Source organism: Pseudomonas sp. FP2300 (assembly GCF_030687595.1).
Lineage (GTDB): Bacteria > Pseudomonadota > Gammaproteobacteria > Pseudomonadales > Pseudomonadaceae > Aquipseudomonas > Aquipseudomonas bijieensis.
Genome location: NZ_CP117440.1, coordinates 2,535,337 through 2,562,245, shown reverse-complemented (window position 1 = coordinate 2,562,245; position 26,909 = coordinate 2,535,337). Strand labels below are relative to the sequence as shown.

Below are 26,909 nucleotides of genomic sequence, written 5' to 3'. Positions count from 1 at the left end.
ATAGGGCTCACGTTGCGGTGACGAATGCCCCAGTGTACCCAGAAATTTGAACTTTTCCATTTTGGGATCCCAAAGAAAAATATTCACGGCAAAACGATTGACTCAGGGGATCACCAAACCTAGTATAGGATCCCAATAAAGCCATTTTTCCTGAAGATCCTGTCCGGATACCCGCTTACGGGATCCCAACACAAAAATAAAACAATCAGGAGCTGACCCGTGCATAGTCCGACACTCAACGTTCGGGTGGGAGGCGTCCGCCGACTCACCCCTCGTATCAATGAATACCTGCTTATTTCTTGCGACGGCGGGCCTCTTCCGAGATACGAACCTGGCTCGCATATCGAGCTCCACCTTTCCTCTCCGATTAACGGGCGGTTTGTCCGTCACTATTCCCTGATTGGCGGGGATGGCTTTGATATCGACCCCGCGTACCAATACCGAATCGCCGTTCAACGCGAAGATCACAAACGCGGGTCTGCTTTTATTCATGAAAATTTGGTTGAGGGATCCGAGCTCAGCATTTCTTGGCCGAAGAACAATTTCGTACTTGGCCGTAATGAGCCTCGAGTGCTCCTGATAGCCGGCGGTATAGGAATTACACCTATTTATTCAATGCTTAGAAGTCTTGCGCGCCGTAAGCGCGATTTCAGCTTTGTATACAGCGGTCGTACTCTCGACACGCTCGCCTATCGTGATGAAACCATGTCTATGGCCGGTGACCGGGGAACGATTCACCTAAGTGGTGATCCTGCAGTTGATCACCTGGACCTGCAGTCATTGTTTGAACAACAGGATGGCAACACCGTTGTTTACATCTGTGGCCCGAAACCAATGATCGACGCGGCGTATCGAGTCGGGGCCAATTTAGGCTGGGCGATTGATCGCATCCGAAGCGAGCAATTTGGCATCGCCAGTAGCCCAGACGACCAAGCATTCGAAATATGTCTTCAGCGTTCAGGGCGCAGGGTTCAAGTTGGACGTGACACATCAATTCTCGACGCCCTTACTGCTGCTGGGCTAGACCTGCTTTCGGACTGCCGCCGCGGAGAATGTGGTCTGTGCCCATTAACAGTGCTCGAATCCGACTCGCCGATTGATCACCGAGATCGATACCTATCACAAGAGGAAAAAGACTCAGGGAAAACCCTGTGCCTCTGCGTGTCCCGAATTCGCGGCGGCACCCTCGTACTAGACGTTTGAGTCTTAGGAAGAGAAATAATGAACAACATTCACCAATTTCAACAACCCGACAATTTGATCGTTTCTTCAGGGTACGCCGATCAAAACACGCCTCTGGTGCGCAACTGCTGGTACGTCGCTGGGAGGAGTGAGGAAGTCTCCCGAGAACTAATGCACCGTCGGATTTTAGGCGTAGACGTTGCCATGTACCGCACGCTAGCCGGGGCGCCTGTCGCTGTACGCAACCGATGCCCCCATCGTTCTTTCCCGCTTGCCAAAGGGAAGTTGGACGGGGATGTCCTTGTTTGTGGATATCACGGCATGCAGTTCGATTCATCCGGACGTTGCGTCAACATGCCGTCCATGCCGTTGGTACCCAGCAATGCCAATGTTCGTTCCTTCCCAATTGTGGAGAGGGCCCCATTGTTATGGATCTGGATGGGCGATCCCGACTTGGCTGATGAAGAGCTAGTGCCGGACACCCATTGGCTAAGCAGTGATGAATTCAAAAGCGTCACCGGTAATTTCTACATGAAATCCGACTACGTGGCCATGCACGAAAACCTACTCGATCAGACGCATTTTCCTTTTCTGCATCCCGGAACCGTCGGCACTCCAGCGTATGCGCGCTCAAAGCTGGACGTCCGAGAAGAAGGAATGGAAGTAGTTATCGATCGCGCGTTAAGAAACTCGCCACCGCCAGGTATTTACGGCGTGCCCGCTGGCATCATGCATAAATCGGTGGATCGCTTGTCAGAGGCGCGATTTGTTTCTCCGGCAATGCATGTTGCTTTTGCTCGAATTGTCGATCACCAACCTGACGCAGGTGCCCCGACTCAGTACCGCTTCAACATTACGCACATCATTACCCCTGAAACAAACAACACCATCCATTACTGGTGGTTTAACTCCCGTGACTTCAAGCATGACGATGTTGAAGTCGATGCTTTCATGATCAAGGCGTCAGAACAGGCCTATTTGGAAGACGTCGATGCACTGGAATGGATATCAGAAGTCGTGCAGAAAGATGCCGACCCTCAATTTGACCTTAACTTTGCACCGGATAAACCCGGGCTTCTTATGCGCCGCAACCTTCATCGCTTGGCAGCCGCAGAAGCTGAGAAAGCTTACAGCCAGAACACCGTCTCAGGAGAAATATAATGGCTAAGATCATTGGCGCGATTGGCACATCACATGTGCCTACCATCGGACTCGCCTACGATAAAGGAAAGCAGAACGATCCCGCATGGGCGCCCTTGTTTGAGGGCTACAAGCCTGTCGCATCTTGGTTGAAAGAGAAAAACGTCGACGTTCTGGTTTTCTTTTATAACGATCATTGCACGACGTTCTTCTTCGATATGTACCCAACGTTCGCCTTGGGCGTAGGGGAAAGTTTTCAAATTGCGGATGAAGGCGCGGGCCTGAGACCGTTACCACCGATTCGTGGGAACGTTGCGCTTCAAGCTCACATCGCCGAATCGCTCGTCAATGATGAAATTGATATCACCGTATTCCAGGACAAACCAATCGATCACGGCTGCGCAGCTCCCCTGCCTCTGTTGTGGCCGCACGACCCTGACTGGCCAGGAGTGGTCGTACCGGTAGCGATCAATGTACTGCAATACCCGCTGCCTACCGCGCAGCGCTGCTATCGACTGGGGCAAGCCATTCGTCGAGCCGTTGAATCTTACCCAGAAGACTTGAATGTTGTGGTTGTGGGCACCGGTGGTCTGTCACATCAGATTCATGGAGAGCGTACCGGATTTAACAACACTGAGTGGGACATGGAGTTTCTAGAGCTTCTAGAACACGACCCTCAACAGTTAACTCGAATGACACACGCCGAATACGTCCGTTTAGGCGGTGCCGAGAGCGTAGAGCAGATCATGTGGCTGGCGATGCGGGGCGCAGTAGAAGGGCCTATACGCAAAATTCACCAAAATTACTACCTGGCCACGACCACCGCGATGACAGTCGTACTTTATGAACCTGTTACCGAGACGACTGACTCAAAGTCGGTCGCTTGAGGAGCCCATATGAACCCGCAAGTTATTGGAATGCAGGAACTCGGCGGCACCTATGTCTTTGACTTACGAGTAAGCAATAAGACGCTAAAGCTCAACCTTTTTTTCTGGAAGATGATCACACCAAAGTGGCGGGAGCGCTTTCTTGAGGACGAGGAAAAGCTCATGTCGGATGCAGGCCTCACGGACGTAGAGAAAGAAATGGTTCGTTGCCGGGATTGGCTAGGCCTTATTCAGCACGGGGCAAATTTTTTCGTTGTTGAAAAATTTGCCCGCGTTGTGAAGCTTAGCAACATGCAGGTGTACGCGATCATGCGGGGCGAGTCCCTTGAAGACTTTCTTAAGACGCGACGCGTCCCCGAAATGCGCTAAGAAAGTAGAGGCCTGATATGAATAATAACAATGCAACCCAAACCTTTCCCAACAACGCTTGGTACGTAGCCGCGTGGGATGCAGAAGTTGGTCGTCATCTTCTGGCGCGGACGATCTGCGGCCAAGACGTCGTACTGTACCGGCGCTTGGACGGTCGCGCCGCTGCGTTGGCAGACGCTTGCTGGCATCGGTTGGTACCGCTCTCAGTTGGCAGCCTAGTCGGAGACGAGGTTATTTGTGGGTACCACGGTCTGCGATTCAACGATTCTGGTCGTTGTACACATATGCCCTCTCAAGAAACGCTGAATCCTGCCGCTTGCGTGCGCTCATACCCGGTGCAGGAACGTCATCGTTTTGTTTGGATCTGGCCGGGTGATCCTGCATTGGCCGATCCGGGACTGATTCCGGATCTCGGTTGGTTTGATGATCCGGATTGGGCAGGTGATGGGCGCATGACTGAGGTTGAGTCGGATTATCGGTTGGTGATCGATAACCTCATGGATTTGACTCACGAGACGTATGTTCATTCGTCTTCGATCGGCAACGAAGCATTGGCTGAAGCACCTTTTGAACCTAGCCATGGTGCGAAAACCGCCAGCATTACTCGATGGGTCTTGAATGAAGAGGCACCTCCGTTTTGGGCCGCGCAGCTTGGTAAGCCTGGCCCTGTTGATCGCTGGCAATACATCCACTTTCTTGCACCATCAATTGTAGTACTTGATGTTGGTGTTGCGCCTGCAGGTACCGGCGCTCCTGAGGGTGACCGCAGCCAAGGTGTGAGCATGTGGGTGATCCATATCCCAACTCCATCCACGGAGAAGACCTGTTATTACTTTTGGTGCCATTTACGCAATTATCGCATCCATGATCAAGGATTGACCCGTCGGATCATGGACTCGGCTGGTGGCATCCTCAGAGAAGATGAGGACATCATCGAAGCTCAGCAGCGCGCTATCAACAAGAACCCAGGGCGGGATTTCAACAATCTAAATATTGACTCCGGCTCTTTGTGGGCGCGTCGTCGGATCAACGACATGATCGCTGAAGAAAACTCAACGCGTATCCATGTCGTGTCAGTCGCATAGGGGGGCTCCATGAGAAATCTAGTTAACTGGGTGGAATCCCAAGTTGTGGCTGTGTCTGACTTGACTCCTACGGTGAGAGAAATTCAGCTTCTGTCCCCATCTATCGGTTCCTGTGCTCCTGGTGCACACGTCAACGTACAGATTATGGTTGATGGTCGCCCTGATCACCGTTCGTATTCGGTTGTGCGCCAACTCGACGGCGGAGGCGTTGTTATCGCCGTCAAGCTTTTACCTGATAGCCGGGGCGGATCAAAATACATGTGGACATTGCAACCGGGCGCGAGGTTGATGATTACTCCTCCCGCTTGCGATTTCGAGTTGACGTTTGGAGCGCAAGAATATCTGTTGATCGCAGGGGGCATTGGTATCACTCCGATCATTAGAATGGCGGAGGCGCTCATGAACCGTGGGCATCCTGTCACGATGATTTATGCAGCTCGCACGCGCGAAGAGCTCGCCTATCTTGAAGCGCTCCAGGATGTTCTCGACACTCGTCTGCAAGTCTATGTTGCAGAGGAAGGTGATTTTTTAAACGCCACCGAAGAAATCGCAAGATTGCATCCCGATGCGGAGCTTTACATCTGCGGCCCGCTCGGTCTGATGGATGCGGTTCGAAAGGCTTGGGCGGAAAGCGGACGGGCAATTGCACGCTTGCATTATGAGACTTTTGGATCGAGCGGTAGGTTCGCTCCCCAAGAGTTCACTGTAAAAGTGCCGCGCCTCGGCGTCGAAGTTGTAGTACCACGTGATCGCTCAATGCTGGATGCATTGAATGAAGCAGGTGTTGAGGTGCTATTTGACTGCCGCAGAGGTGAGTGTGGTCTGTGTGCGATGGACATTACGGATCTAGCAGGTGAAATCGACCATCGAGATGTTTTTTTCAGTGACGAGCAACATGAACAAAACAAAAGAATGTGCGCTTGTGTATCCCGAGTAGCGGGAGGAACTGTGACCATAGATCCTGCTTGGCGTGGCGACCCGGTTTTGCGCTAGAAAATTGAAACGCCTGAAAATCGCAACAATAAAAACTTTCTTGTAACGCCTTAGGTGCGCCGTAAGTTTCTGCATTGGAAACACCATTAGATCATTTGCAAACAGAAGTAATGTCGTGCTGTGCAACTCAAAAACCAGGTAGACAATGATAATGAATACTACTGATGACTCGGGTTTCGCGCTAATTAAGAACGGCAACATGAGCCGATTTCAAATTGGTATTATTGCACTATGCATGTTGATTGCCGGCCTTGACGGCTTCGACGTATTGGTTGTGGCTTACACAGCCCCGGCCATATCCGCCGAGTGGCACCTAGGGCCTGCTCAGATCGGATTGTTACTAAGCGCGGGGCTCGCCGGAATGGGGTTCGGCGCTTTGTTTGTCGCCCCACTGGGTGATTGGCTAGGCAGGCGACCAGCAGTAATCATTTGCATGTTAATCCTCTGCCTGGGAATGCTCGTTTCGGCCTTATCCCGGTCGGTGGAAGAATTAGCGGTAATGCGAGTCGTTACTGGTTTGGGCATCGGTGGCATCCTAGCCAACATCAATATTGTTGTGAGCGAATATTCTTCTAACAAAAGGCGTGCCCTTTGCATATCACTCATGGCGATGGGGTATCCGATCGGCGCTACGCTGGGCGGGTTATTGTCGGTGTACCTGATTAATGATCACGGCTGGCGGTCGGTGTATATCTTTGGTGGCTGCGTCGCTGCCCTCATACTACCGTGGGTTCTGTGGCAACTACCGGAATCCCTCGATTTTCTATGGGCACGTCAACCTCATAACGCACTGAAAAAAACGAACAAAATACTGCGCGCTATGCATCTGGAAGAACTCGACTCACTTCCACCTTTGTCACCCAGCCAGAAAAATAATTCCGGAAAGTATTTCTCATTGCTATTAAAGCCCGAGATCGCCTCCAGGACTTTCGCCGCTTGTGCCGTATATTTCTGCGTAATGATGACGTCCTATTTTCTGCTCAGCTGGATGCCTAAAATGCTGACAGAGTTGGGTTTGAGCCAATCCATAGGAATATCGGGGTCTTTATTGCTTAATATCGGCGGAATGGTGGGATGTTTATTGTTCGGTTTTCTTGCTCCTAAGTTAGGCCCGAGACGTCTAGCAGCAGCCTTCATGATTGGGTTGTTCGTTACAGCAATTCTCTTCTCTTTAGCGCCGGCGGCCGCAGTCGTACTCTTGATGACCTCGGTGGCAGTAGGGTTCTGCTTGTACACGTCCATCAATACCTTGTACGTACTCGTCCCTCAAGTTTTCCCCACAATGTTGCGAAGCACAGGTACTGGCTTGGCTATGAGCGTGGGTCGGATAGGAGCTGTTTCCGGGCCGTTTGTTGCAGGAATGCTGATGGCGAAAGAATGGTCACGGCCAGCTTACATTCTCGTCCTGGCTCTTCCGATGCTGGTGGCAGCCTTCTCTCTCATCTGGTTACGTCAGTCTTCCACACCCATCTTTATTGACAACGTTTCCCCTCGAGAGGACGAAACTCCAAGTGTCCGCGCACCCGCGGATGCTAACCCAACCGTGAAGCTGAATTGAGGAGTAGGAATATGAAACCGGCGTTGTACTTACTATCCGGACTGCTGTGTGACCAAACTGTCTGGCAGGCTCAAATAAATGCGTTAAAAGACATTCGCGATGTCCGAGCTGTGGATTTCCAAGGTTTTGACGATTTAACGGTCATGGCTGAGAGCGTTCTGGACCAAGCACCCGATGTCTTTGCGCTGGTTGGACACTCCATGGGCGCACGAGTAGCACTAGAAATCTTGCGCCTAGCCCCTCAACGCGTAGAACGGCTGGCTCTTTTTGATACAGGTACCCACCCAGTCAAAACAGGCGAGAAAGAAGCTCGTCAAAAATTGATCGACCTTGCTCGCGAACAAGGAATGGGGGCACTCGCTGAACAGTGGCTTCCTCCAATGATGAGTCCAGCGAACGCTTTAAATGCGTCATTAATGGAACCATTGAAATCAATGGTACGGAGCATGAGCGTTGAGACGTTCGAGGGACAGGTTCGAGCTCTTCTCAACCGCCCCGACGCAAGCCTTCAACTCTCTTCAATCCAGTGTCCTACATTAATCGGGGTCGGTCGGGAAGACACTTGGAGCAATCCGGCACAGCACGAATCAATGGCCGGCAATATTGATAATTCTCGTTTAGTAATTTTCGAGAGAAGCGGACATATGGCTCCTTATGAGGCCCCAGTAGCTGTCAACGCCTCCATGCGGGATTGGTTAACAACAACTGCTTGAAATAACCTAAAAATGGGTTGCAGTCGTCATTGCAGACGTGCCTCATAAAAAGAAATTACAATTTATTAAACTTTTATAACAAAAATAACATTGAGGTTTAAGATGACTATAGAGAGCGGCAATCCGTGCATTAAAAATCATGTGCGTCAATCACAAACTATGAAAAGCACTATTTTTTATGCGCTGACATCTTTATTTACTGCTACGCCAGCATTCGCGGTAGACGTGTCTCCTGGAGCGTATATTCCAGCTCCAGCTGGCAAGACAATAGCGATGTTTTATCTTGGCGGGGGGCAAGCATCAGAATATCATCCTGAGGAAGGCAGCGATATTACCCATGACACCACACTGAAGACGGAATCAGCGCTACTTCGTTTGTTTTATATGCTGGACGTCTCAGAGACACGTGTCCAACTGCAAGTTGCAATTCCTTATGGATCTCAAGACCTAAAATTGAATGGAAGAAAAATCGGCAGCGATAGCGGATTTGCCGATCCCTTTGTGGCAGTTACTGCCTGGCCCATCAATGATCCAAAAAACAAGCGTTACCTTGGTGTTTCCGGTTATCTGTTTCTGCCTCTTGACGCATACGAGAGTGATCATGCATTGAACATGGGTACGAATAGGTATTCAACAGCTGGGCAGATTGGCTACTCGGAGGCATGGGGGGCGTGGAGATTAGACGTTAATGCTGACGTGACGTTTTATGGTGACAATGAGAGGTCGACTGTCAATCACAAAACTTTGGAGCAAGAGCCTACTTATGTTCTGCAGCCTTGGTTCAGTTACACGCTCCAAAATAAAATAACAACTTCTTTGGGTTTCACGAAGACATGGGGAGGGAATTCGGAGCTCGAAGGGATCGATACAGGACGACGCACCGACTCCCTACGGGCACGCGCTGGTATCGGTTATTGGGTTAGACCTGATACCCAGTTGTATGCTGAGTTTGCGCGCGATTTAGAAGTTGATGGCGGATATAAATTTGATGGCACAGGGTTCCTCAGGCTGACACACGTTTTCTGATTAGTATTTAATGAATGGGAGTTATTATGTTTTTAGAAAACCCAATAGAACGCATGTTGGCCGAACATGCGTGCGAACGGCAAATAAAAAAATTTGCAACGTTAAATGACGCGGGTGATTATGAAAAGTTAGTGGAACTATTCACTGATGACGGCCTGTTCATCAGGCCAAGCAGCCCTGATGCACCAGTGAAGGGAAAGAGAGCCATCTTAGATGCTTTCAAAAGTCGCCCATCGAGGGTAAGCGCTCATTTTGTATGCAATACGGTCGTCGAACTTATCTCTGAGACCGAAGCCAAAGCCGTTAGTAACATTCTATTGGTTTCAGCATCAGGAGATGTGACTCCCGGAGTGGCGACACCTCCACACCTTGTGGGTGCATTCGATGACACATTGATACTCCAAAATGGCGCTTGGCTTTTCCGCGAGCGGATCGGCAGCATTCAGTTACGAATCTTAGCGTGAACATGTTCTGAATCTCACCTGAAAGTGCCTGAACAAGTATGGAATCGTAGAATGAAGCGCACACGTGCATTGCCCCTGGGGCGCATGCTGATTTTCCCCGAAACCATCGTTCGAATATGTTGAAGCTTGCCTAACGGCAGGGCAAGTGGTGAGCTTGCTGGAAGTTCCAGACTGCGATCACTTCCAGATACAGAGATATGACTTCACTGTTTCGCATATCGTTATGTAGAAACTTTATTGCGATGCTACAAAAAATCGCTTATCAATAGAACCAGGGCACTGAGAGTCGCAGAGTATCAGGAAACTATAGGACAGCAACCGCACGGAAGCGTAGGTCTATCTTAGACAGTACATGGCGGGGTCTGCCCTTCTATAGAGGCTACCTCTATGTACGAACCTAAAGGACTGAGTCCCATCGAAAAGCTGTTCTACAGACCCATTGAGGCGGCAATTCGCTGGTGCGACTTAATCGCTCATGAGACTGAGATTTTACAGTTCGAATGGGATATGCCGGATCGACTCCGCCACGCTTTTCCGCAATGGCCACGCTTGTACGCAAACTTAGAAAAGATTCTGGATGCCATTCGAAATCAGGAAATACCTTACGGAGCCTTAGGGATCACGGTTCCTCCTGGCATACAAATCGATCCCAGATTGCTTACCGTTAGGCATTCAGACTTAAAGCGGTGGATGCTTTATTACCATCCAGACCAGCGACCATCTTTTCTCTTTCATAAAAACGTAGCTGATCAAGAAACGATCCACTACAGCACCTACTTGATTTTGCAGGCAGATCGAGATGCCCTACAAATACAGTTAAAAGCTACCGAGGCCAAGCTTCAATCGCTGATCAGCGACCTAAACGCTACGGGAATGGAACTTGAGAGTCTCCGCGTGCTTGCCGAAAACAAGCAGCAGCTCAGCGACAACAGCAGAGCCAGCTTCCTCAACGTTATCGGAGCGCTGGTCAATATCATGCTGGGTTCGTCAAGGGGAGGAAGAAAGCATTCAATCTTCGATAGTCAGGCTTCTATTGTCGACTCTATAACCGCGCACTACGGCGGCGTCACGGGACTGAGCAAGCGCTCACTGGATGAAAAATTTGCGGCCGCCAGACGCAGCCTCGCTGAGGCCAAAAGATGAGCATTGCAATGCAATTACTTCACTTGCATTGCAATGACTCCCTCGCTTTTCTGATATTCAATCAGGTCACTTCCCACCACGCGCCAGGCGGCGCCAGGAGTGACCAACATGACATCCGTCTCGCCCGCTGACAGCCCTCAACCACCTGCTGACCGTCACATCATGCGGCGCGACGAAGTGGAGCGGAGAACCGGCTTCAAGCGTGCGCACATCTATAACTTGATGAAGGAAGGTAAATTCCCTCAGGCCAAACGCATTGGACTGCGCGCCGTCGGCTGGGACTCACGGGAGATCGAACGATGGATCACTGAGCGTTTGGCGCAGCAGGTCTGATGCCATGCGTGTGGTCTCGGTGGTGTCCACCAAAGGTGGAGTAGGCAAAACCCCAGTGGCTGCCAATCTCGGCGGTCTGCTGGCGGATGCTGGTCTACGCGTCCTGTTGCTCGATCTGGATATTCAACCCACTCTCTCCAGCTATTACGCTTTGAACCAGAAGGCTGACGCAGGTGCGTACGAACTCATTGCGCTCAACCAGACAGATCCTGCGCAGATAAATTCCACGACGGTGGTTGCCGGTCTGGATCTGATCCTCTCGAACGACGACCACGGCCGACTGAGTACTTTGCTGATGCACGCCCCTGACGGGCGATTACGGCTGCGCAATCTGCTCGACGATTTCCGCCCTCGTTATGACCTGCTTTTGATCGACACCCAAGGCGCACGCAGCGTGCTGCTGGAGATGGCCATTCTCGCCTGCGATACAGCCCTCTCCCCCATCACACCGGAAATGCTAGCCGCCCGCGAACTGCGCCGCGGCACTTTGAGGCTGTTCGGTGAGCTCGAGCCATTTCGCCACCTGGGCATCACGCTGCCACTGTTACGACTGCTGCTGAACCAAGTAAATAGCATCCGAGTAGACACGCGAATGATCATCCGTGGCTTACATGACGCCTTTACTGGGGCTCCCAACGTCTCTGTCCTAGACACAGTAGTTCCAGACCGAGTGGCTTATCTCAACGCCGCCTCCCTTGGCCTACCTGCCCACCGAATCGAGATTCGCCAGTCAGGTCAACGACGCTCACGACCAGCGCTGGAAACCATGCAAGCTCTAGCCATCGAATTGTTTCCAGAATGGCGTGAACTGATTTCTAAAGTGAGCAGATACGCAGAGGTTCGATAAGGCGAATCCCGAAACCGGTGTTTCCCCCCAGGCCATTTTGTTTGTTCAAACTTGAGGCCAACAGCGTTGGCGAGGAGTCTTTTAATGTTGGATCAGTTTCCCATCATCGTTCAGCCATCCATTCGACAAGATCATCCACCTAGCGAGGAATACTGCACCGTGGTCTTTCGCCTGCAGCGTGGGAGATCGGTCATGGGTTGGTTTCTCGCGGCACTGTCTCGGTATTTCGAAGGTTCGAGAACAGCCGAGATCGTTAAGTTCGAGGTCGGTGACCATTTGCGTAACAGGCGTTAACTGAGGCTTTTCCAATGAAGAAGCTCAGTCAGGAGGAGATCATCGACAAACTGCACCAGGACCATTTTCCTCGGGGTCCAGAATTGGAGCGACTGTCCGATCCGGTCATTGACACCCCCATGCTGGTCACGCTGGAGCAACTGAGGCCCTACGAACACAACCCACGCTTCATCCGCAATCCACTTTATGACGACATAAAAGCCTCGATCCGTGAACGCGGGCTGGATCAACCGCCGCCGATTACCCGTCGCCCGGGTGAAACCTATTTCATCATCCGCAACGGCGGTAATACGCGATTGGCGATTCTCGGCGAGCTATGGCAGGAAACCCACGATGAGCGCTTCTTTCGCATTCATTGCCTGTTCCGGCCCTGGAGCAATGAAGTCACCACCCTACTCGGCCATCTGGCCGAAAGCGATCTGCACGGCCAGCTCACCTTCATCGAACGTGCTCTGGCTGTAGCCAAACTCAAGACCATGCTCGAACCAGATGGAGCAACGCTCTCGCAACGCGAGCTGGCACGACGTCTCGCCGCTGGGGGCTACCCCATTTCACAGTCGCACATCAGCCGGATGCTCGACACCCTCGAATACCTACTGCCCGCCATTCCACAAACCTTGTATGCCGGATTGGGTAAACCCAAAATTGAACGCCTGATTGGGCTGCGTAGCCAGGCTGAACAAACGTGGAATCGTTATCCGACCGATGCCATTGCGTTTCCCGAGTTTTGGCTCGACACCTTGGGCCAATTTGATGCCGCTCCCGAGTCCTTCGATCTTGAGAAAATACAGGATGAACTGCTCGAACGCATGAGCCGCTTACTCGGACAGACCTACCGCATGTTGGCGCTAGAGCTGAGCGACACACAGCGTGGCATCCGGACGCCCGATGTTGTCGTTACGCCCACGGGGCCGGGGGCTGAAGAAGCCACCACAGGCCGTCTCTCACCCAAATCAACTGAGATCAGAACCCAGACCGAAACAGCGCAAGAGGAGCCGCTCACACGGTCCGAAGTGAATGTCCCACCAGCAGCAGTCAATCCTCCGTCACGAGTCCAGCAGATTCGCGAACAGATTGATCGCGACACCGCCCCCGAACCAGCACCAACCGTCGAAACCTGCACGATCGACGATATCTGGTTCATCGCCCCAACACTGGATACCCCCGAGCAGCTGCGATTTGCCATATCTGGACTGGCTCGAGAAATGGCGGCCTATGCCGGACATCCCGAGAGCATCATCGATCAGAAATGTGGTTTGGGCTTCGCCCTCAACATGGAGCAACTGGATCTTTCGGCGCCTCGTGCAACCGGCGTTCACCTAATGCTCCTTGCCCTACTGCGCGCTCAAGACGAAGTGAACTGGGAAGATCGCAAGCAATTGCCCTCAGCCCTGTTCGGCCAACTGCTATTGGGGGTGTATCAACTCCCGCTGACAGATCGTCCCGCTGTGGACGTAGGACTGGAGCGATTGCCCGACGCTCTACTGATAAAACTGTATCGCCTCATTCGCTTAGCCCGGCGCCTGATCGACTTAACGCTTACCCCTGAAGACGACTCACCAAGGGAGCTGCCATGAACCTGTCCTTCAACGTGCTCAACCAGGCCATGTTGACCCAGGTCCTTCACGAGGTGCGCCTGGGCAACCTCCAACGCTGCAAGGCACTCGGACTGGGTGAAGAGGACATCTACCTGCTGCAATCTTTGCCGCCTACCACGCTGTCACGCCTGGCCCATGCCACCGTCCCCTGGGTTGAGGTCAAGATTGATTCGCCAGTGCTACATCGTTTGATCGAGCAGGCCGAACGCGACGAGCAGAATGAGCGCTTGATCAACCGAGCGCTCAAGCTTGGAGCCAGCAGTACCATCATGTATAAGTGCTTCGGCTTGGCACATTCGGAAACCGCCCTACGCCGACGCCTGCTCAAGATAGAGACCCGTAAGGGGCGCCCACAGAACTTGAGTGAAGCGCAGGAACACGCGCTCTGGCAGCGTTGGTGCCAGCTACGCGCTGAGGACGGTGCTGAGGATCAGCTCGACGCCATGATGATGTTGGCGGAGGAGCAACAGATCAGCTTGACCATTGTTTGGCAGCAGATCGACCAATACAGCAACGGAACATGAAATCCGCCCCCTACAGTCGCTGGCAGCGAGTTCTGAAGCAATGCACCCAGCAGTTGAGTGAACGCTGGCCTGCACGTCCGAGCACTCAACCACCCTCCAACCAGACTCTACAGGCTGGCTTTCTGTTCAGCGGCCAATCACACGAAGTCGTGCCGCGTCGCCTGCTCCTGGATTGTCGGCTGACTCCTCTGGAACGCAACGCATGGCAAGTATTTCGACTTATGCTGCAAGGCCAGGGAGTAGTCACACCACGTTATGAAGATCTGCAACCTTACCTGTCCAGCGTACCCTATGGTGTATCAGCCTCCCGTGAAACCATCGCTCGCGTCTTGACGATGCTCAGGCTGACCCGCTGGCTCAGCTTGGTGAGCCGTGGCCGCGATCAACTCAGCGGGCGCCTACAAGGCTCTCTGTATGTCCTGCACGATGAACCGTTAACACCCGCCGAAGCCATGGAGCTGGATCAAGATTACCTAGAGCTAGTCGGACATGCCCTCGATCATGCAACCAAGGCTGTGCGTATTGTCGCGCAGCACATTGTGGAAGATATCCGCCAAGACACGGATATCGATCAGGGTCGACTCCCTACCCGATTTGAGCACTGGGGCGAACACTGGACACCGCAAGAATGGGATCAGATAACCGATGAAGCGTTACACGATTCCGAAATGGGTGGCGACCGCAGCGTTCGGAATCGTGTGAGACCTCGTTCGGATTTCGAACCGGGCCTGAACGCCAATGTTTCCGGCACAGTTCGGAAACCGAACGCCGCCTGTACTGTATTAAAAGAAAGTACTTGTACTGTACCGCGCGCGACCCCAACGGTGGATAACCTGCATTGGCCCGATCCGCTGCACTTGAGCCCAAACGAACGTCAGGCCGTCGCCGTGGCGCTAAACAAGCTCAAACCAGCGGAACGGCAGGCAGTGCTCAACGAAGCGGGCGCACGATGTGCGGCCGGCGGTATCCGTAAGCCAGCGGCGTATCTGATGGGCCTGGTCCAGCGAGCGCTGAAAGGCGACTTTCGTCCTTGGGCAGGTCAGGCTGAATCGTTACCCATTGCAGAACCGCCACCCGACCCTTCACGCCGAGCAAGGAAACAGGGCGAACCCGCCTCTGCCCTGGCCCAGGCGTGCCTGAATGAGTTGCGCCAGCTGCGCGTCAAACGCCCTGGACGTCAGTAGATTTGATGCCACTGGCATCATTGTCGAGCGTCTCAGAAATTAGCCGTCTCGAACCAAACCGAACAGATCGCATTCAGCTTTTTGGCTGTCCTTGGCCTTCATCTGTCGCAACGTCCTCGTCCAAGCCTATGCGAGGACAACACCGTGGCCGATCACTACCAACTCAACCTGGGCTCATTGCGCAGCAGCATCACCCTGACACTGCACACTCACCACGCCGCCCGTATCTGGCAAGGTAGAACCGCACGTGAAGGCGTCCATTCGATCATGGGCATGACCGGCTACATCAGTGTCACCAACCTGATCAAACAAGCCGCAGCGCAGGACGACCCTTACGCCGACTGGGCGATCGTGCAGCTCGAAGAAAAACTGATGCGAGCCAAGGCTGGGATGCTGGAACTGACCCAGCAGTTGGATCGGATCAGACAGGACCTGCCGACGCAGATCGACATGAGCGATAACCTCAATATCCACCCGGTCACCTTGCCCTTGTATATCGGTAGCCAACTGGGGTTTCTCGCCGTCTACCTGCTAACTGACTACGACACCCTGGTGCGCCACATCCTGTTGGCCCATCACACCGCCTTGATCGGTCGTAGAGACATGGAAGCCTGGATCGACGACGGTGCCCATTTGCTGCGCAGCTTGTTTGGCCAGGCGCAGCGCTATCGACTTGCAGGTGTCACACGCGATGACATGGCCGCAAACAATGCCCGCGCCATGGCGGCCATGGAGAAGTTTGGATTGCCCCCCACGGACATCCTTGAGGGACATCGCCGTTCCCAGTTCGCGCCACCGATCATTCGTCGTGGCGCTGTGACAGTGGATGACGCTGATGCGTTGGGGGAGAACGCGGTAGAGCCATCTGAGACAGTAGATGAGCCGGAGGACGAAGCATGAAGCGCATTAGCTCGACTCAGCCAATCCCCCTCGAAACACTCACACCGGATGCCTATCGACAGCTCGAACACGCTGCCTCCCTAAAAGGCCTTTTAAAACCTTTTAAGGGTAAGGGGGAGCTGGAACACCTGGCGCAGATGGCGAGGGAAATCGAGGCGCAGTTGTATCACCTGATGGAGGCTGTGGTGCAGCAAGCCGGACAACCTCCCTACTCACTGCTGGATATTCGATTGGTGCTGCAGAACACCAGTGCAGGCAGCACCTTTTTGCGTTGGCGTACCCGTGACTTCGCTCGTATGGGGGTTGCGGTCTGGGAACGCCAAGTCTCCAACAAGGCCTTGCCGCAAACCACACGCGAGGGATTGCACCGTTTCGAATACGAGCGCATTGCGCTGAACTTGCAGATGAGCGTGGTGCATTCGCTCTACCGCCAGGCATCGACCTGCGCGATCAAAATGGCCAGTGCCGAACGGCTGCTGCGCCAACTCACAACCGCAGTGGAGGTATCAGGATGAGTACTTTTTTTGTCGGCGAAGGCAACATTGGCAGTGCGCCAGAGTTCCAGGAATTTTCATCAGGCAATGACGAGCCACGGCGTTTGCTACGGCTGAATGTGTACTTCGACAACCCGGTGCCACGCGAGGGCAGCTTTGAAGATCGGGGCGGCTATTGGGCACCAGTTGAGCTCTGGCACCGCGAGGCAGAACACTGGGGCACGCTGTACCAGAAAGGCATGCGCGTGCTAGTCGAAGGCCGCACAGTGCGCGATGTGTGGGAGGACAGCGAAGACAATGCGCGGGTTACCTTCAAGATAGAGGCCCGTCGAGTCGGCATCCTACCCCACCGGATACACAGCGTGGTCATGCCGGAACGACCCAGTGAACCGGCCTCATCTGCGGCAGATGCTGGGCAAACTACAGACCATGCCAGGTCGTCTGCGTCGAAGTCCAAAAAGCGCAGAGACCCGCCGTCTCCAGGTTGACGGAAATTAGGCATAAAAAATGCGCCTACGCGAAGTTTCTGGCCATTATTACTCACTGCTCGTGAAGATCCGCCTTACTGCCCACGCCACACCTAGGCCCGGCCTATCCATGTCTGCCTTTATCTACAAATATGAGGAACCTGTCATTCAGGTTTCTCATATCTCACTACCGTTGTTTTCAACAACGCTGCTCCGAACTCAATCCGGAGCAGCTCTATGCGCCTCTTTCTCTGTGAGAAACCCTCCCAAGGTCGTGATATCGCCAAGGTTCTTGGAGCCACCCGACGCGGTGATGGTTGCCTGATCGGGATCGACTTAACCGTCACCTGGTGTATCGGCCATCTGCTGGAGACGGCCCCACCCGAAGCCTATGGCATTGAGTACAAGAGCTGGTCATTGGATCATCTACCGATCATTCCCACTCAGTGGCAAGTGCAGGTCAAACCAAAAACTGCGGCACAGTTCAAAGTCATCAAACGCCTACTCAACGAAGCTAGCACCGTCATCATCGCCACCGACGCCGATCGCGAAGGAGAGATGATTGCCCGCGAGTTACTGGAGCTCTGCAATTACCGAGGCTCCGTCCAGCGCCTATGGCTATCCGCACTCAACGAGGCATCGATTCGCAAAGCACTGTCCTCCTTGAAGTCTGGTCAGGAGACCTTGCCGCTCTACCACTCAGCCCTTGCCCGCAGCCGCGCTGACTGGCTGATCGGCATGAACCTCAGTCGTCTGTTCACCCTCCTCGGACGGCGGGCAGGTCACGACGGGGTCTTGTCGGTCGGACGCGTCCAGACACCCACGTTACGTCTGGTGGTCGATCGAGATCGTGCAATTGCCAGCTTCGTCTCGGTGCCCTACTGGGAAGTGGATGTGCACCTGTCCTCAATGGGACAACCATTCATCGCGTCGTGGCTACCACCCAGCTCAGGGAGTGACAAGGCCGGCCGTTGCCTACAGCAGGCGCTTGCCAGTCAGACCGTCGAAGCGATCTCCAGCAGTAAAACCGCCACAGTACTCTCGCTGCAGACTGAGCATTTGCGCGAGGCACCGCCCCTTCCCTTCGACCTCAGCACACTGCAAGAAGTCTGTTCACGCGAGCTGGGGCTTGGCGCTCAAGAAACCCTGAACATAGCCCAAGCCCTATATGAAACGCACAAAGCCACCAGCTATCCGCGCAGCGATTGCCGCTATTTGCCGGAGAGTATGTTTAACGAGGTACCCACAGTTTTCGATGCCCTGCTCAAAACGGATCCCGCGCTACGACCTGCGCTCGGAAGCCTCGATCAATCATTGCGCTCACGCGTTTGGAACGATGCCAAGGTCACCGCGCACCACGCCATTATCCCCACCACCGAGCCGGTGAACCTAGCGCGGATGTCTGAACAAGAACGCCAAGTCTACGAACTGATTCGCAGCCACTACCTGGTGCAGTTTCTTCCACATCATGAGTTTGATCGGACCCAGGTCGAACTGGAATGTGGCGAAGAACGATTGACTGCTGTGGGCAAACAGATTCTGGTCCAGGGCTGGAAAGGCCTGCTCTACGAACACACCGAAGAGGATGAGGCCAGTCACAAGTCCCAAGTCTTACCGATCTTGCAGCAGGGTACCCAATGCGCCGTGGACGACGTCGAACTCAGGTCCATGCGCACTGCCGCTCCCAAACCTCTCACCGAGGGCGATCTGATCAAGGCGATGAAAAATGTGGCCAAGCTGGTCAACGACCCACGCCTGAAACAAAAACTTCGGGACACCACCGGTATCGGTACCGAAGCAACACGAGCCGGCATCATCAAGGGATTGATTGAGCGCGGTTATTTGCTAAAGAAAAAACGCGCCTTGATGGCCTCGGCAGCGGCCCATACCCTGATCGAAGCTGTACCCGTTGCGGTCGCGGATCCGGGTATGACCGCGATCTGGGAGCAGGCCCTGGACGAAATCGAAGCGGGGCGATTGACCCTAGACGCGTTCGTCGCCAAGCAAGCGAATTGGATAGCGCAACTGGTCGCACGCTGCGGTTCACTTACTTTAGCCATGTCTATCGAAGCCGGTCCGGTCTGCCCCATTTGCAATACCTCAATGCTCAGGCGTAAGGGAAAATCAGGGCCGTTCTGGTCATGCTCGCACTATCCGGACTGTAAGGGCACTGTGCCGATCAGAAAAGATACGCGTCGCCCGTGAAGCGTCATTGGAGATCAACATGAGATTGGGGCGCTGAAGGATCAGTGCATCATTAACGGCGGCTGATCCCTCTCCAACTCACTTAGTGGTTGTCCAATTTCACGGGCCAAGGCGAGACCTGTCGCAATCCATATCTGCCCCAGTTCGTTGAACGCTTCCAGGTGAGCAGGATCTTCGTTGAGCCAATGGACCAGGCTGTCGAAATGCTCGGGATTCTCAGGGCAATCATGAATCTTGATGAACAGCTCCAGTGTTCGATCCCAGATCCGATCCATAACATCCTTGCTCTCCTCTTCCATGCTCAACCAATCCTCAGCTTGTCCTTATCAGACCGTTCATTCTCACTGGCCATCTTGGAGTCTGATCCTGGAGGAACAGAACCCTCGTCGTATTACACAGCTATTTCAGCCAATATAACAACCTTTAAAGTCGATACTCAACCTTTAAGGATGTTCATGTCAGCGGGTCTTTGCTCAACCATTCGGGTTGAACTGGAGAACTCATCACTTGGCACATAAACATCCAACCCAAGCCCAAATTGGGCGCATGATCGCGAAGCACCGCACCCAGCGTAATCTGACCCAGGAAGAGGTCGCTGAACGCTTAGGAATCGGTAGCGAAGCCATATCGCGCCTGGAGCGAGGTGTAGTGGAGCTTTCTGTCGTTAAGCTGATGCAACTAGCGGACATCTTCGACTGCCGGGTGGATGAACTGTTGAGGGAGTCGAGCAATCGACCCGATGACCAAGGCCAGATAATCGCGGGGCTGCTGAGCGGACTTAAGGAAAAAGACCGCGCTTTTATCCTGGCTACCGTCGAACAATTGGCTGCTCATCTCGCCACTAAGTGAGCTCATTCACTCGCGTTCGTCATAGGCTCTGAAGGATGTCTTCTGCCTTGACGACATCCCACCCTCTCTGCTGTAGTGCCTCAGGATCATCGCCAACGGCGACCCAAGACCGATTCGCTCCGGGCAGCTCGGTCGGACTCCTGGAGTTCGGAGCCTTCTCTTCCGCGGAATTTCATTCCCGCTTTGTGCTCGACCTGATCGCAGTAGCGGATGACCACTGTTGCCTCTACCAGGCAATAGTGGTCATCCGCTTCAGCGATCGTATTCAGTCCCGGAGCTCGCCGGGGAAACACTGGGCACCCTTTGTGCGCGGATGCGTGCCAGCATGTCCCGACCCAGGCCACGACAAGGGTCGATTGGCGAATCATGGCGCAGTTAAATCAAGTTTTGCGAGGAGCTTGTCGACTGCATCAGACCGCCTAAGGTGGCTTTTCTGTTCGTTGCCCGGCACTCTGCCGGGCTTCGCTTTTCCGCTGATTGCCTCTCCCGCAATCTTACTAAATCGGTCTATGGCGCCTTGAAACTTCCTGGTGACAGTTCCATACAAGGAACAAGGACACGTCCAGGCCAATCTAGACTGTCTGAAACTTAAAGATCTGCCCGTTTGTTTGCTGCCAAAGACATTTGTTGGGGATAGTACCGCCAGGCTTGTTCAACCGAGATGTACTCATTTTTAATATCGTCCTGGATCGCCTCAAGGCTCCGTCTATGAGCCGAGCCCCAGCCACCGCCGTTGGCGGTGACCAGACGCAACAAATCCCCTTTTTGAAGCGCCACACGATTGGCTCTACTGAATCGCTCCGTTTTCCCTTGTATACGAATGACCTCAGCAAAATTGCATGAGCCTTCCTGCCCCTCATCAACCCCCCATGGCGGAGTAGAACCTCGCCCGAAAAATGTCGAGACCCATGCCTTGGGTGACAAGATTCGATAATCGAGCATCACGCCTCTTCCGCCACTGTGACGACCCGCCCCACCCTCTTCGTGATGAAATCCATACCGCTCGACCAGCACTTCGTAACAGCGCTCCGTCAGCTCTACCGGAATGTTGCTGGTTTCACCGTTACCGACGCAAAACTGACCGCTCTCCCCATCCTTGTCATGGCCCGCTCCCCAACCGCCTACCAATGGCTGGACCAATAGATATTCGTCATTGGTAATAGAATGCCGACCGTTCAGGACCATTGAGCATACGGAACCAAGTTGCCCGGCGATCAAGCGATCCGGCAGCAATTGCGCCAGTGCCCGGCGCAACACATCGGCGGCCGCAACCATCGACTCGAAGTACGCTGACACCGGCGCCGGGCGCTGAGCCGTGCAGATAGTGCCGGGAGGGCAGATCACTTCGATTGGGCGGAAGCACCCGGCATTAGCTGGAATCCCTGGCCGGACGACCCCCATAAACACTTCACGCACGGCGGACTGAAGACCGCACAAAGTATTGTTGATCGGCCCTTGTGCCTGCAGGCTTGAGCCGGTGAAGTCAGCAATGAAGCGGCCCTCACCTATTTCCACCTCGACCTTTACCGTGAACGGCCCGTTGCCTAGACCATCCTCATCAATGACATCTTCGGCATGAAAGGTCCCCTTAGGAAGACTCTCAAATGCCGCCAACACCATCGCTTCACCGTGTTCCAGCAACCGTTCGATGGCATCAAGAGTGGTTTCTTCACCGTATTTAGCCACGATCGACAGAAGTCGACGCTCCCCTACGCGCAAGGCGGCGGCGCAGGCATGCAAATCGCCAAGGGTCATGTCTGGCAAGCGTACATTGGCCGCAATCATGTCTACCACGGCCTGATTGATGCGCCCCCGGTCATAGATCCTTACAGTAGGAAACTGCAAACCTTCCTGATAGATCTCTGTCGCATCTGAGCTGAAACTGCCAGGGTCTTTCCCGCCAACCTCAGTCCAGTGTGCCTTGTTGGCGGTCCAGGCTATTAATCGCTCCTCATGGAACACCGGCATGATCATCGACACGTCGGAAAGATGCGTCCCGCCGCCGCCGTATGGGTCATTTGTGATGAACATGTCGCCCGGAAGAATGTCAGCCGGAGAGAATTTTTCCATCACGCTACGCACTGCGCCATCCAGCGTGCCGATGAAGCCCGGGATCCCGTTGCCTTGTGAAATCAATTGCCCACGTGCATCGGTGAGGCCGATGCCGTAATCCAGCGCCTCATAAATGATTGGGCTCATGCTGGTGCGCTTGAGGGTAATGAACATCTCTTCACCGATAGCAACCAAGGCGTTTTTGATGATCTCGCGTGTAAACGGGTTGGCGTTATTCATGCCAGAACCTCCTGCACATTGATGTGGATATGAAGGCCGCCGTATATATCGACCTCAAGCCGATCACCCGGACGAACCACCGTGGTCGTGGTCGCTTCTTCTATAATCGCCGGGCCATCTATCTGCATGCCACTGAGTAAGGCCGTACGCTGGTAGAGCGGTGTTTTAATCGATTGTTCAGGTTCGAACTCGACCCAGCGTCTTCCACTCAGTGCGTTTTCGGCAGTACCCGAAATACTCACGCCAATGGGGGCCATAGGTGTTTTAGGTACAGAACCAAACGCCACCAGATGGAGGTTGACTATCTCCACAGGTAAGTCCAGACGGAAGGTATAAGCCTGCTCGTGTCGAGCGTGAAAACGCTCAAGTATCGGCAGTAAATGCGGCTCCTCGAGGGCGACCTTGACGGTGTGTTCCTGTCCGGCGTATCGCGCGTCAATGTGCCATTCGAAACGAAGCTTTTCGCGAGACATTCCATCGTTATCAAATTCTGCTTCAGCCTTTGCCTCGAGCGTGGCGAAGGCTTCGACCAGATGCGGCAAGCTCTCGTCGTCGAGCCGTTGAAGATGGGTTTGGATGTAATCGCGGCGTGAGTCGAGCATCAGCATGCCCCAAGCAGAAAAGACTCCGGCGAATGGCGGAATGATGACTTTCGGAATCCCCAACTCAGCAGCCAGAGCACAGGCATGCAGTGCCCCGCCGCCACCGAAGGCCATTAAGGCGAAGTCGCGCGGATCGTGACCACGATTGACCGAAATCAGCTTGAGTGCGTTGACCATGTTGGCGTTGGCGATCTGTAGTACACCGTGCGCCAGGAGCTTGGGTGATACACCGATCCGTTCGCCCAGTTGAGCAAAAGCCCTCTCCACGGCGCAGGTATCCGGCGTGATTTCCCCACCTGCAAAGCCGTTCGGGTTGATCCGACCGGTATAAAGATTGGCATCCGTTGTAGTTGGCGCCACTCCACCTCGCCCATAGGCAACAGGGCCAGGAGTCGAACCGGCACTTTGAGGTCCCACCCGCAAGCTGCCCGCTGCATCGATCCAGGCCAGACTGCCTCCGCCGTTACCGATTTCAACGATATCAACCACCGGAGTCATTATCGGATAACCGGCACTGACAGCCGTTTTCTCAATGACGTAATCGTTGCTGATTTCCACTTGGCCCTGATGGATGAGAGAGCACTTGGCAGTGGTACCGCCGATATCCAGTGCCAACAATTGGTTTTCGCCAATCAACTGGCCGTAAGCCTGAGCCCCAAGGATGCCACCGACCGGGCCGGACTCCACCAGGCTGATCGGGTCCTGCTTGGCGGCGTTGACTGGAGAGATTCCGCCGTTGGATTTCATGATGAACGGAACAGGTTGGAGGCCACTGTCTGACAGATGCCTGGACAGGTTATCCAGATAGTCCCGAGTAGCGGGCATTACATAGGCCGATAACACAGTGGTATTGCTACGCTCGTATTCACGTAGGGCACGGCTGACCTGATGCGACGCAATTACCGCGACCTGCGGCCAGAGTTGTTTCACGGCGGTCATCAACTGTTGCTCATGCACCGGGTTGCAATAGGCATGCAGCAGGCAGATCGCAATAGCTTCAACGCCCTCCTCGCGTAAGGTATCGAGCATTGTCGGCAGGGTTTTCAAATCCAGCTCGGTGATTACCTCGCCGCGATAATTCAAGCGTTCACAAATCTCGAGGCGTAGATGACGCGGGACGAAAGGTGGCGGCTTGCGGTAGTAGGCGTTGAATATATCCGGCGTGTTGCCACGAGCGATCTCTAGCACGTCACGGAATCCACGGGTGGTGAGCAAGGCTGTTTTAACGCCTTTGCGCTCAGTCAACGTATTGATCACCACTGTGGAGCCGTGGGCAAAAAATGCTATGTCGGCATAACTGACACCGCTTTTTGCAACGGCATTGAGCAAGCCTTGTTCGAAATCAGGCGGCGTGGTGTCGACCTTAACCGCATGGATCACGCCGTTCTCTAGGTAAACAAGATCAGTAAAAGTGCCACCGATATCGGTAGCCACACGAATGGTCATAGGTCCTCCGGCGTAACATTCAAATCAAACCGGCAGGCGAGCCTGCCGGTTCCTGGGGCATCAGAACGTGTGAGAAATGGCGAATATCAATCGTCCGTCGTTACGTAGGTATTCACCACTGTTGGCAAAACGGCCCGACAAGTCGGTGTCGACCCAGCTCAATTTCGTATTCACCGGGCCAAAGCTGCGTTTCAGAGCGATCTCCCAGTTTGTGTATTCGTGGCCGCCAGTGACCTCACTGTCGCGGAAATACTCGCCGTAGGAATGTCCGGCCAAGAATGTCAGATCGATTTTCAGCGGAAGATTGAAGGTGTAATCAGCCGCCACGTAGCGGGACGCCTTGGACGAACTGATTAAATCGTTGGAGTAGTAGTAATAGGCATTGAAGTTGCCGTAGCCGAGGCTGAATCCAACTTCTGGATAATCGATGTTGTAGTTAGTCGACGGAAAATAGTAGTAGTAGCCAATCACGCCATAACGCAGCCCGTTTTCCAACTGACCGTTATAGCCACCGTAGAGATCGACCTCGACATTCGCGCCATCGTCGTAGGGATCGCCGCTCTTGAAACTATCGGTGCTGGAAACCCAGGTGCCAACAAATGCACCGCTTTCGGCGGTCCAGTCCAGACTCATGCTCAAGGCCGGTTTTTTACCGGAATAACCGATACCGCGGGTTTGATATTCGGAGGTCAATGCAAGCGTACTGGAGACTTCTGCATGAGCAGCACTGCTGAATGTCAGCACCGCCAACAACACGAATCGAATGATTTTCAAAGGATCTGCTCCTGAACTTTTAGGTTTTTTTATGCGTTACGGTTGGCAGAAAAAGGACAAGACGAGCCTGTCTAAAACTTTCTTTTTAGGTATTCACTGAAAGATGGGCACGGCTTCGCTCGGGACGAGTCCCGGGTCACAGGGTTGGCTTAAGGGGCGAGTTTGCTAACGAGATAACAGGGACGCAGAAACGGGGTGCAACCTGCAAAGCATCAGGTACGCCACAAGTGCAACCAGCAGCGAATCTAGCGTGGGTTGCGAAGTCAATGTCCACCCTTCAAAGGATGTCATCCAAGCGACACCGCTGGCTAATGCCCAACTGAGCAGCGCAGGCCAGCCAAACGCTGCTGATTGCATCAGAGCCTCGACGTTATAGCGCTGGCGACGCATCAGGAAAAAGTCTGTCACATATATGCTCGCCAATGGTGGAATCACGATGCTCAACGCCATGACGAAATCCAGGAAATGCGTCATGAATCCACCCACCGCCAGTGCAGTCGCGAGCAGACTTCCACCTACCGTCAATTTCCAGCTTGCGGTACGGCTAATCGTCGCCAGTGTTAGCGTCGCGGAATAAAGATTAGCGGTGTTGGTAATCCAAGTGGAGAACACCAGTACCGTCAGGGCCGGCAACAACACGCCCAGACTTGCCATGATCAGCATGATTTCGGTTTGATTGGTGATGATCGACAGCAAACCGCCGATGATCAGCACGAAGGGAAAGCCTACGGCCATACCAAGGATGGCGATCAACGCATCTTTTTCCGTACGGGCATAGCGGGTGAAATCCGGCATCAGTACCGGTGTGAGAATGACCATGCCGATAGTGCTGGCGATGGCCAGTGCGAGGCTATCACCAGCCCCCATGAAGCCCGCAAGTTGGCCCGACGACGCCCGCTGCAACCCTAGATAAAGCGCAAACAGCATGAACAGCGCCATTAGCGGCACCGAGTAAATTGACAAACGATCCAGGCCACGCAATCCGTAAATGGCCATGAGTGTCATCAGAACGCTGCCCCATATACAGTGGACCCACGCAGGTGTGCCTAGACCCCAGGCGCTCTGCAAAGCGCTGGATATGGTGCTGCCGAAGATATCTACCGTAGCGGCATAGAACCCCAGCAACGTGACGGCCATGGTCAGGTTGATGAGCTTTGCACCATGGCGACCGAAGGAAAACTGGAGAATCATGTAGGTACTAAGCCGTGTCCGCACACCGACCAACGCGGTCAATGCACAGAGCAACCCAAGCACTGCGCATACTCCGAAAAAAACCAGCGATGCGGTGGAGAAGCCGACTTTCTGAGTCACATCAGCGCCTAGCCAGAACACTGGCAAGGTCATTCCAATCCCGAAAGTAATGAGCGCCAGGCCGGTCCCGGAAACTGTTTCAGACTGGGGGACGGGTCTGCGATCATACCCGTCAGGAGTTGCTTTTTCTGTGCTGCTCATGCTCGCCCCTATACTGGCAATGTCTGATCTTCCACGATAAGCAGAAGGCAAACTGATTATTAGAATTGCTATGAGGCGCTCGCGAACG

The 26,909-nt window shown here is 53.7% G+C and carries 25 protein-coding genes and 1 pseudogene; 21 read left to right on the top strand and 5 right to left on the bottom strand.

The window, feature by feature from the left end:
• Positions 1-219 precede the first annotated feature (219 nt).
• From PSH86_RS11485 to PSH86_RS11395, 20 genes and pseudogenes are all read left to right on the top strand, one after another.
• Positions 220-1,203: a PDR/VanB family oxidoreductase gene (locus tag PSH86_RS11485; protein WP_305489801.1), complete on the top strand. Its 984-nt coding sequence runs from the start codon at positions 220-222 to the stop codon at positions 1,201-1,203.
• A gap of 18 nt (positions 1,204-1,221) precedes the next feature.
• Entirely contained in the window at positions 1,222-2,343 is a 1,122-nt protein-coding gene (locus tag PSH86_RS11480; protein ID WP_305489799.1) for an aromatic ring-hydroxylating dioxygenase subunit alpha, read from the top strand.
• A pseudogene (locus PSH86_RS11475) lies at positions 2,343-3,578 on the top strand (gallate dioxygenase). Before PSH86_RS11480 ends, PSH86_RS11475 begins: the two are co-directional and overlap by 1 nt.
• Before the next feature lie 17 nt (positions 3,579-3,595).
• Positions 3,596-4,663 carry an aromatic ring-hydroxylating dioxygenase subunit alpha gene (locus tag PSH86_RS11470; protein ID WP_305489797.1) on the top strand — a complete coding sequence of 356 codons (1,068 nt, stop codon included), beginning with the start codon at positions 3,596-3,598 and terminating at the stop codon, positions 4,661-4,663.
• Between the two features lie 9 nt (positions 4,664-4,672).
• The gene (locus PSH86_RS11465) at positions 4,673-5,656 is read left to right on the top strand and encodes a PDR/VanB family oxidoreductase (RefSeq protein ID WP_305489795.1); all 984 of its coding nucleotides are present in this window, start codon (positions 4,673-4,675) and stop codon (positions 5,654-5,656) included.
• Positions 5,657-5,807: 151 nt separating this feature from the next.
• Positions 5,808-7,214, top strand: coding sequence for an MFS transporter (locus PSH86_RS11460; RefSeq protein WP_305489794.1), 1,407 nt, complete (start codon positions 5,808-5,810; stop codon positions 7,212-7,214).
• An 11-nt stretch (positions 7,215-7,225) separates the two neighbouring features.
• Positions 7,226-7,927 carry an alpha/beta fold hydrolase gene (locus PSH86_RS11455; RefSeq protein WP_305489792.1) on the top strand — a complete coding sequence of 234 codons (702 nt, stop codon included), beginning with the start codon at positions 7,226-7,228 and terminating at the stop codon, positions 7,925-7,927.
• A 102-nt stretch (positions 7,928-8,029) separates the two neighbouring features.
• Positions 8,030-8,953: a transporter gene (locus PSH86_RS11450; RefSeq protein WP_305489791.1), complete on the top strand. Its 924-nt coding sequence runs from the start codon at positions 8,030-8,032 to the stop codon at positions 8,951-8,953.
• A 26-nt stretch (positions 8,954-8,979) separates the two neighbouring features.
• On the top strand, positions 8,980-9,417 hold the full coding sequence (locus tag PSH86_RS11445) for a nuclear transport factor 2 family protein (protein ID WP_305489789.1): 438 nt from the start codon (positions 8,980-8,982) through the stop codon (positions 9,415-9,417).
• Between the two features lie 387 nt (positions 9,418-9,804).
• Complete coding sequence (locus tag PSH86_RS11440; RefSeq protein WP_305489787.1) at positions 9,805-10,560, top strand: hypothetical protein; 756 nt, start codon at positions 9,805-9,807, stop codon at positions 10,558-10,560.
• A gap of 108 nt (positions 10,561-10,668) precedes the next feature.
• On the top strand, positions 10,669-10,893 hold the full coding sequence (locus tag PSH86_RS11435) for an AlpA family phage regulatory protein (RefSeq protein WP_305489785.1): 225 nt from the start codon (positions 10,669-10,671) through the stop codon (positions 10,891-10,893).
• Positions 10,894-10,897: 4 nt separating this feature from the next.
• Entirely contained in the window at positions 10,898-11,740 is an 843-nt protein-coding gene (locus tag PSH86_RS11430; RefSeq protein WP_305489783.1) for a ParA family protein, read from the top strand.
• Positions 11,741-11,824: 84 nt separating this feature from the next.
• Positions 11,825-12,034 (top strand): hypothetical protein, encoded by a 210-nt coding sequence (locus tag PSH86_RS30550; RefSeq protein WP_370873774.1) that lies wholly within the window; start codon positions 11,825-11,827, stop codon positions 12,032-12,034.
• Between the two features lie 14 nt (positions 12,035-12,048).
• Positions 12,049-13,611, top strand: coding sequence for a ParB family protein (locus PSH86_RS11425; RefSeq protein WP_305489781.1), 1,563 nt, complete (start codon positions 12,049-12,051; stop codon positions 13,609-13,611).
• Positions 13,608-14,156 (top strand): DUF2857 domain-containing protein, encoded by a 549-nt coding sequence (locus PSH86_RS11420; protein ID WP_305489779.1) that lies wholly within the window; start codon positions 13,608-13,610, stop codon positions 14,154-14,156. Before PSH86_RS11425 ends, PSH86_RS11420 begins: the two co-directional genes overlap by 4 nt.
• On the top strand, positions 14,153-15,340 hold the full coding sequence (locus PSH86_RS11415; RefSeq protein WP_305489777.1) for an STY4528 family pathogenicity island replication protein: 1,188 nt from the start codon (positions 14,153-14,155) through the stop codon (positions 15,338-15,340). Before PSH86_RS11420 ends, PSH86_RS11415 begins: the two co-directional genes overlap by 4 nt.
• Before the next feature lie 144 nt (positions 15,341-15,484).
• Positions 15,485-16,240 carry a PFL_4669 family integrating conjugative element protein gene (locus PSH86_RS11410; protein WP_305489775.1) on the top strand — a complete coding sequence of 252 codons (756 nt, stop codon included), beginning with the start codon at positions 15,485-15,487 and terminating at the stop codon, positions 16,238-16,240.
• Positions 16,237-16,755 carry a DUF3158 family protein gene (locus tag PSH86_RS11405; RefSeq protein ID WP_305489774.1) on the top strand — a complete coding sequence of 173 codons (519 nt, stop codon included), beginning with the start codon at positions 16,237-16,239 and terminating at the stop codon, positions 16,753-16,755. Before PSH86_RS11410 ends, PSH86_RS11405 begins: the two co-directional genes overlap by 4 nt.
• Positions 16,752-17,222 (top strand): single-stranded DNA-binding protein, encoded by a 471-nt coding sequence (locus tag PSH86_RS11400; protein ID WP_305489772.1) that lies wholly within the window; start codon positions 16,752-16,754, stop codon positions 17,220-17,222. Before PSH86_RS11405 ends, PSH86_RS11400 begins: the two co-directional genes overlap by 4 nt.
• 216 nt (positions 17,223-17,438) lie before the next feature.
• Positions 17,439-19,406 carry a DNA topoisomerase III gene (locus PSH86_RS11395; protein WP_305489770.1) on the top strand — a complete coding sequence of 656 codons (1,968 nt, stop codon included), beginning with the start codon at positions 17,439-17,441 and terminating at the stop codon, positions 19,404-19,406.
• Positions 19,407-19,447: 41 nt separating this feature from the next.
• Here PSH86_RS11395 and PSH86_RS11390 read toward each other — a convergent pair whose 3' ends face one another.
• Positions 19,448-19,705 (bottom strand): hypothetical protein, encoded by a 258-nt coding sequence (locus PSH86_RS11390; RefSeq protein WP_305489768.1) that lies wholly within the window; start codon positions 19,703-19,705, stop codon positions 19,448-19,450.
• Positions 19,706-19,913: 208 nt separating this feature from the next.
• Between PSH86_RS11390 and PSH86_RS11385 the strand changes: the two genes are divergently transcribed.
• The gene (locus tag PSH86_RS11385; protein WP_305489766.1) at positions 19,914-20,255 is read left to right on the top strand and encodes a helix-turn-helix domain-containing protein; all 342 of its coding nucleotides are present in this window, start codon (positions 19,914-19,916) and stop codon (positions 20,253-20,255) included.
• A 588-nt stretch (positions 20,256-20,843) separates the two neighbouring features.
• Here PSH86_RS11385 and PSH86_RS11380 read toward each other — a convergent pair.
• The 4 genes from PSH86_RS11380 to PSH86_RS11365 form a co-directional block, all read right to left on the bottom strand.
• Positions 20,844-22,547: a hydantoinase B/oxoprolinase family protein gene (locus tag PSH86_RS11380; protein ID WP_305489765.1), complete on the bottom strand. Its 1,704-nt coding sequence runs from the start codon at positions 22,545-22,547 to the stop codon at positions 20,844-20,846.
• Positions 22,544-24,595 (bottom strand): hydantoinase/oxoprolinase family protein, encoded by a 2,052-nt coding sequence (locus PSH86_RS11375; protein ID WP_305489763.1) that lies wholly within the window; start codon positions 24,593-24,595, stop codon positions 22,544-22,546. The genes PSH86_RS11380 and PSH86_RS11375 overlap by 4 nt, the downstream gene beginning before the upstream one ends.
• A 60-nt stretch (positions 24,596-24,655) precedes the next feature.
• On the bottom strand, positions 24,656-25,369 hold the full coding sequence (locus PSH86_RS11370) for a TorF family putative porin (RefSeq protein ID WP_305489761.1): 714 nt from the start codon (positions 25,367-25,369) through the stop codon (positions 24,656-24,658).
• Positions 25,370-25,534: 165 nt separating this feature from the next.
• Positions 25,535-26,821, bottom strand: a complete 1,287-nt coding sequence (locus PSH86_RS11365) for a cytosine permease (RefSeq protein ID WP_305489759.1) — start codon at positions 26,819-26,821, stop codon at positions 25,535-25,537.
• Positions 26,822-26,909 lie beyond the last annotated feature (88 nt).

Excerpts from the sequence above, each read along its gene's own strand:
- PSH86_RS11425 (WP_305489781.1), top strand. The coding sequence starts at position 12,049 with ATGAAGAAGCTCAGTCAGGAGGAGATCATCGACAAACTGCACCAGGAC.
- PSH86_RS11460 (WP_305489794.1), top strand. The coding sequence starts at position 5,808 with ATGAATACTACTGATGACTCGGGTTTCGCGCTAATTAAGAACGGCAAC.
- PSH86_RS30550 (WP_370873774.1), top strand. The coding sequence starts at position 11,825 with ATGTTGGATCAGTTTCCCATCATCGTTCAGCCATCCATTCGACAAGAT.
- PSH86_RS11455 (WP_305489792.1), top strand. The coding sequence starts at position 7,226 with ATGAAACCGGCGTTGTACTTACTATCCGGACTGCTGTGTGACCAAACT.
- PSH86_RS11420 (WP_305489779.1), top strand. The coding sequence starts at position 13,608 with ATGAACCTGTCCTTCAACGTGCTCAACCAGGCCATGTTGACCCAGGTC.
- PSH86_RS11440 (WP_305489787.1), top strand. The coding sequence starts at position 9,805 with ATGTACGAACCTAAAGGACTGAGTCCCATCGAAAAGCTGTTCTACAGA.
- PSH86_RS11450 (WP_305489791.1), top strand. The coding sequence starts at position 8,030 with ATGACTATAGAGAGCGGCAATCCGTGCATTAAAAATCATGTGCGTCAA.
- PSH86_RS11375 (WP_305489763.1), bottom strand. The coding sequence starts at position 24,595 with ATGACCATTCGTGTGGCTACCGATATCGGTGGCACTTTTACTGATCTT.
- PSH86_RS11415 (WP_305489777.1), top strand. The coding sequence starts at position 14,153 with ATGAAATCCGCCCCCTACAGTCGCTGGCAGCGAGTTCTGAAGCAATGC.
- PSH86_RS11465 (WP_305489795.1), top strand. The coding sequence starts at position 4,673 with ATGAGAAATCTAGTTAACTGGGTGGAATCCCAAGTTGTGGCTGTGTCT.
- PSH86_RS11400 (WP_305489772.1), top strand. The coding sequence starts at position 16,752 with ATGAGTACTTTTTTTGTCGGCGAAGGCAACATTGGCAGTGCGCCAGAG.
- PSH86_RS11390 (WP_305489768.1), bottom strand. The coding sequence starts at position 19,705 with ATGGAAGAGGAGAGCAAGGATGTTATGGATCGGATCTGGGATCGAACA.
- PSH86_RS11470 (WP_305489797.1), top strand. The coding sequence starts at position 3,596 with ATGAATAATAACAATGCAACCCAAACCTTTCCCAACAACGCTTGGTAC.
- PSH86_RS11365 (WP_305489759.1), bottom strand. The coding sequence starts at position 26,821 with ATGAGCAGCACAGAAAAAGCAACTCCTGACGGGTATGATCGCAGACCC.
- PSH86_RS11430 (WP_305489783.1), top strand. The coding sequence starts at position 10,898 with ATGCGTGTGGTCTCGGTGGTGTCCACCAAAGGTGGAGTAGGCAAAACC.
- PSH86_RS11435 (WP_305489785.1), top strand. The coding sequence starts at position 10,669 with ATGACATCCGTCTCGCCCGCTGACAGCCCTCAACCACCTGCTGACCGT.
- PSH86_RS11380 (WP_305489765.1), bottom strand. The coding sequence starts at position 22,547 with ATGAATAACGCCAACCCGTTTACACGCGAGATCATCAAAAACGCCTTG.
- PSH86_RS11445 (WP_305489789.1), top strand. The coding sequence starts at position 8,980 with ATGTTTTTAGAAAACCCAATAGAACGCATGTTGGCCGAACATGCGTGC.
- PSH86_RS11395 (WP_305489770.1), top strand. The coding sequence starts at position 17,439 with ATGCGCCTCTTTCTCTGTGAGAAACCCTCCCAAGGTCGTGATATCGCC.
- PSH86_RS11405 (WP_305489774.1), top strand. The coding sequence starts at position 16,237 with ATGAAGCGCATTAGCTCGACTCAGCCAATCCCCCTCGAAACACTCACA.
- PSH86_RS11480 (WP_305489799.1), top strand. The coding sequence starts at position 1,222 with ATGAACAACATTCACCAATTTCAACAACCCGACAATTTGATCGTTTCT.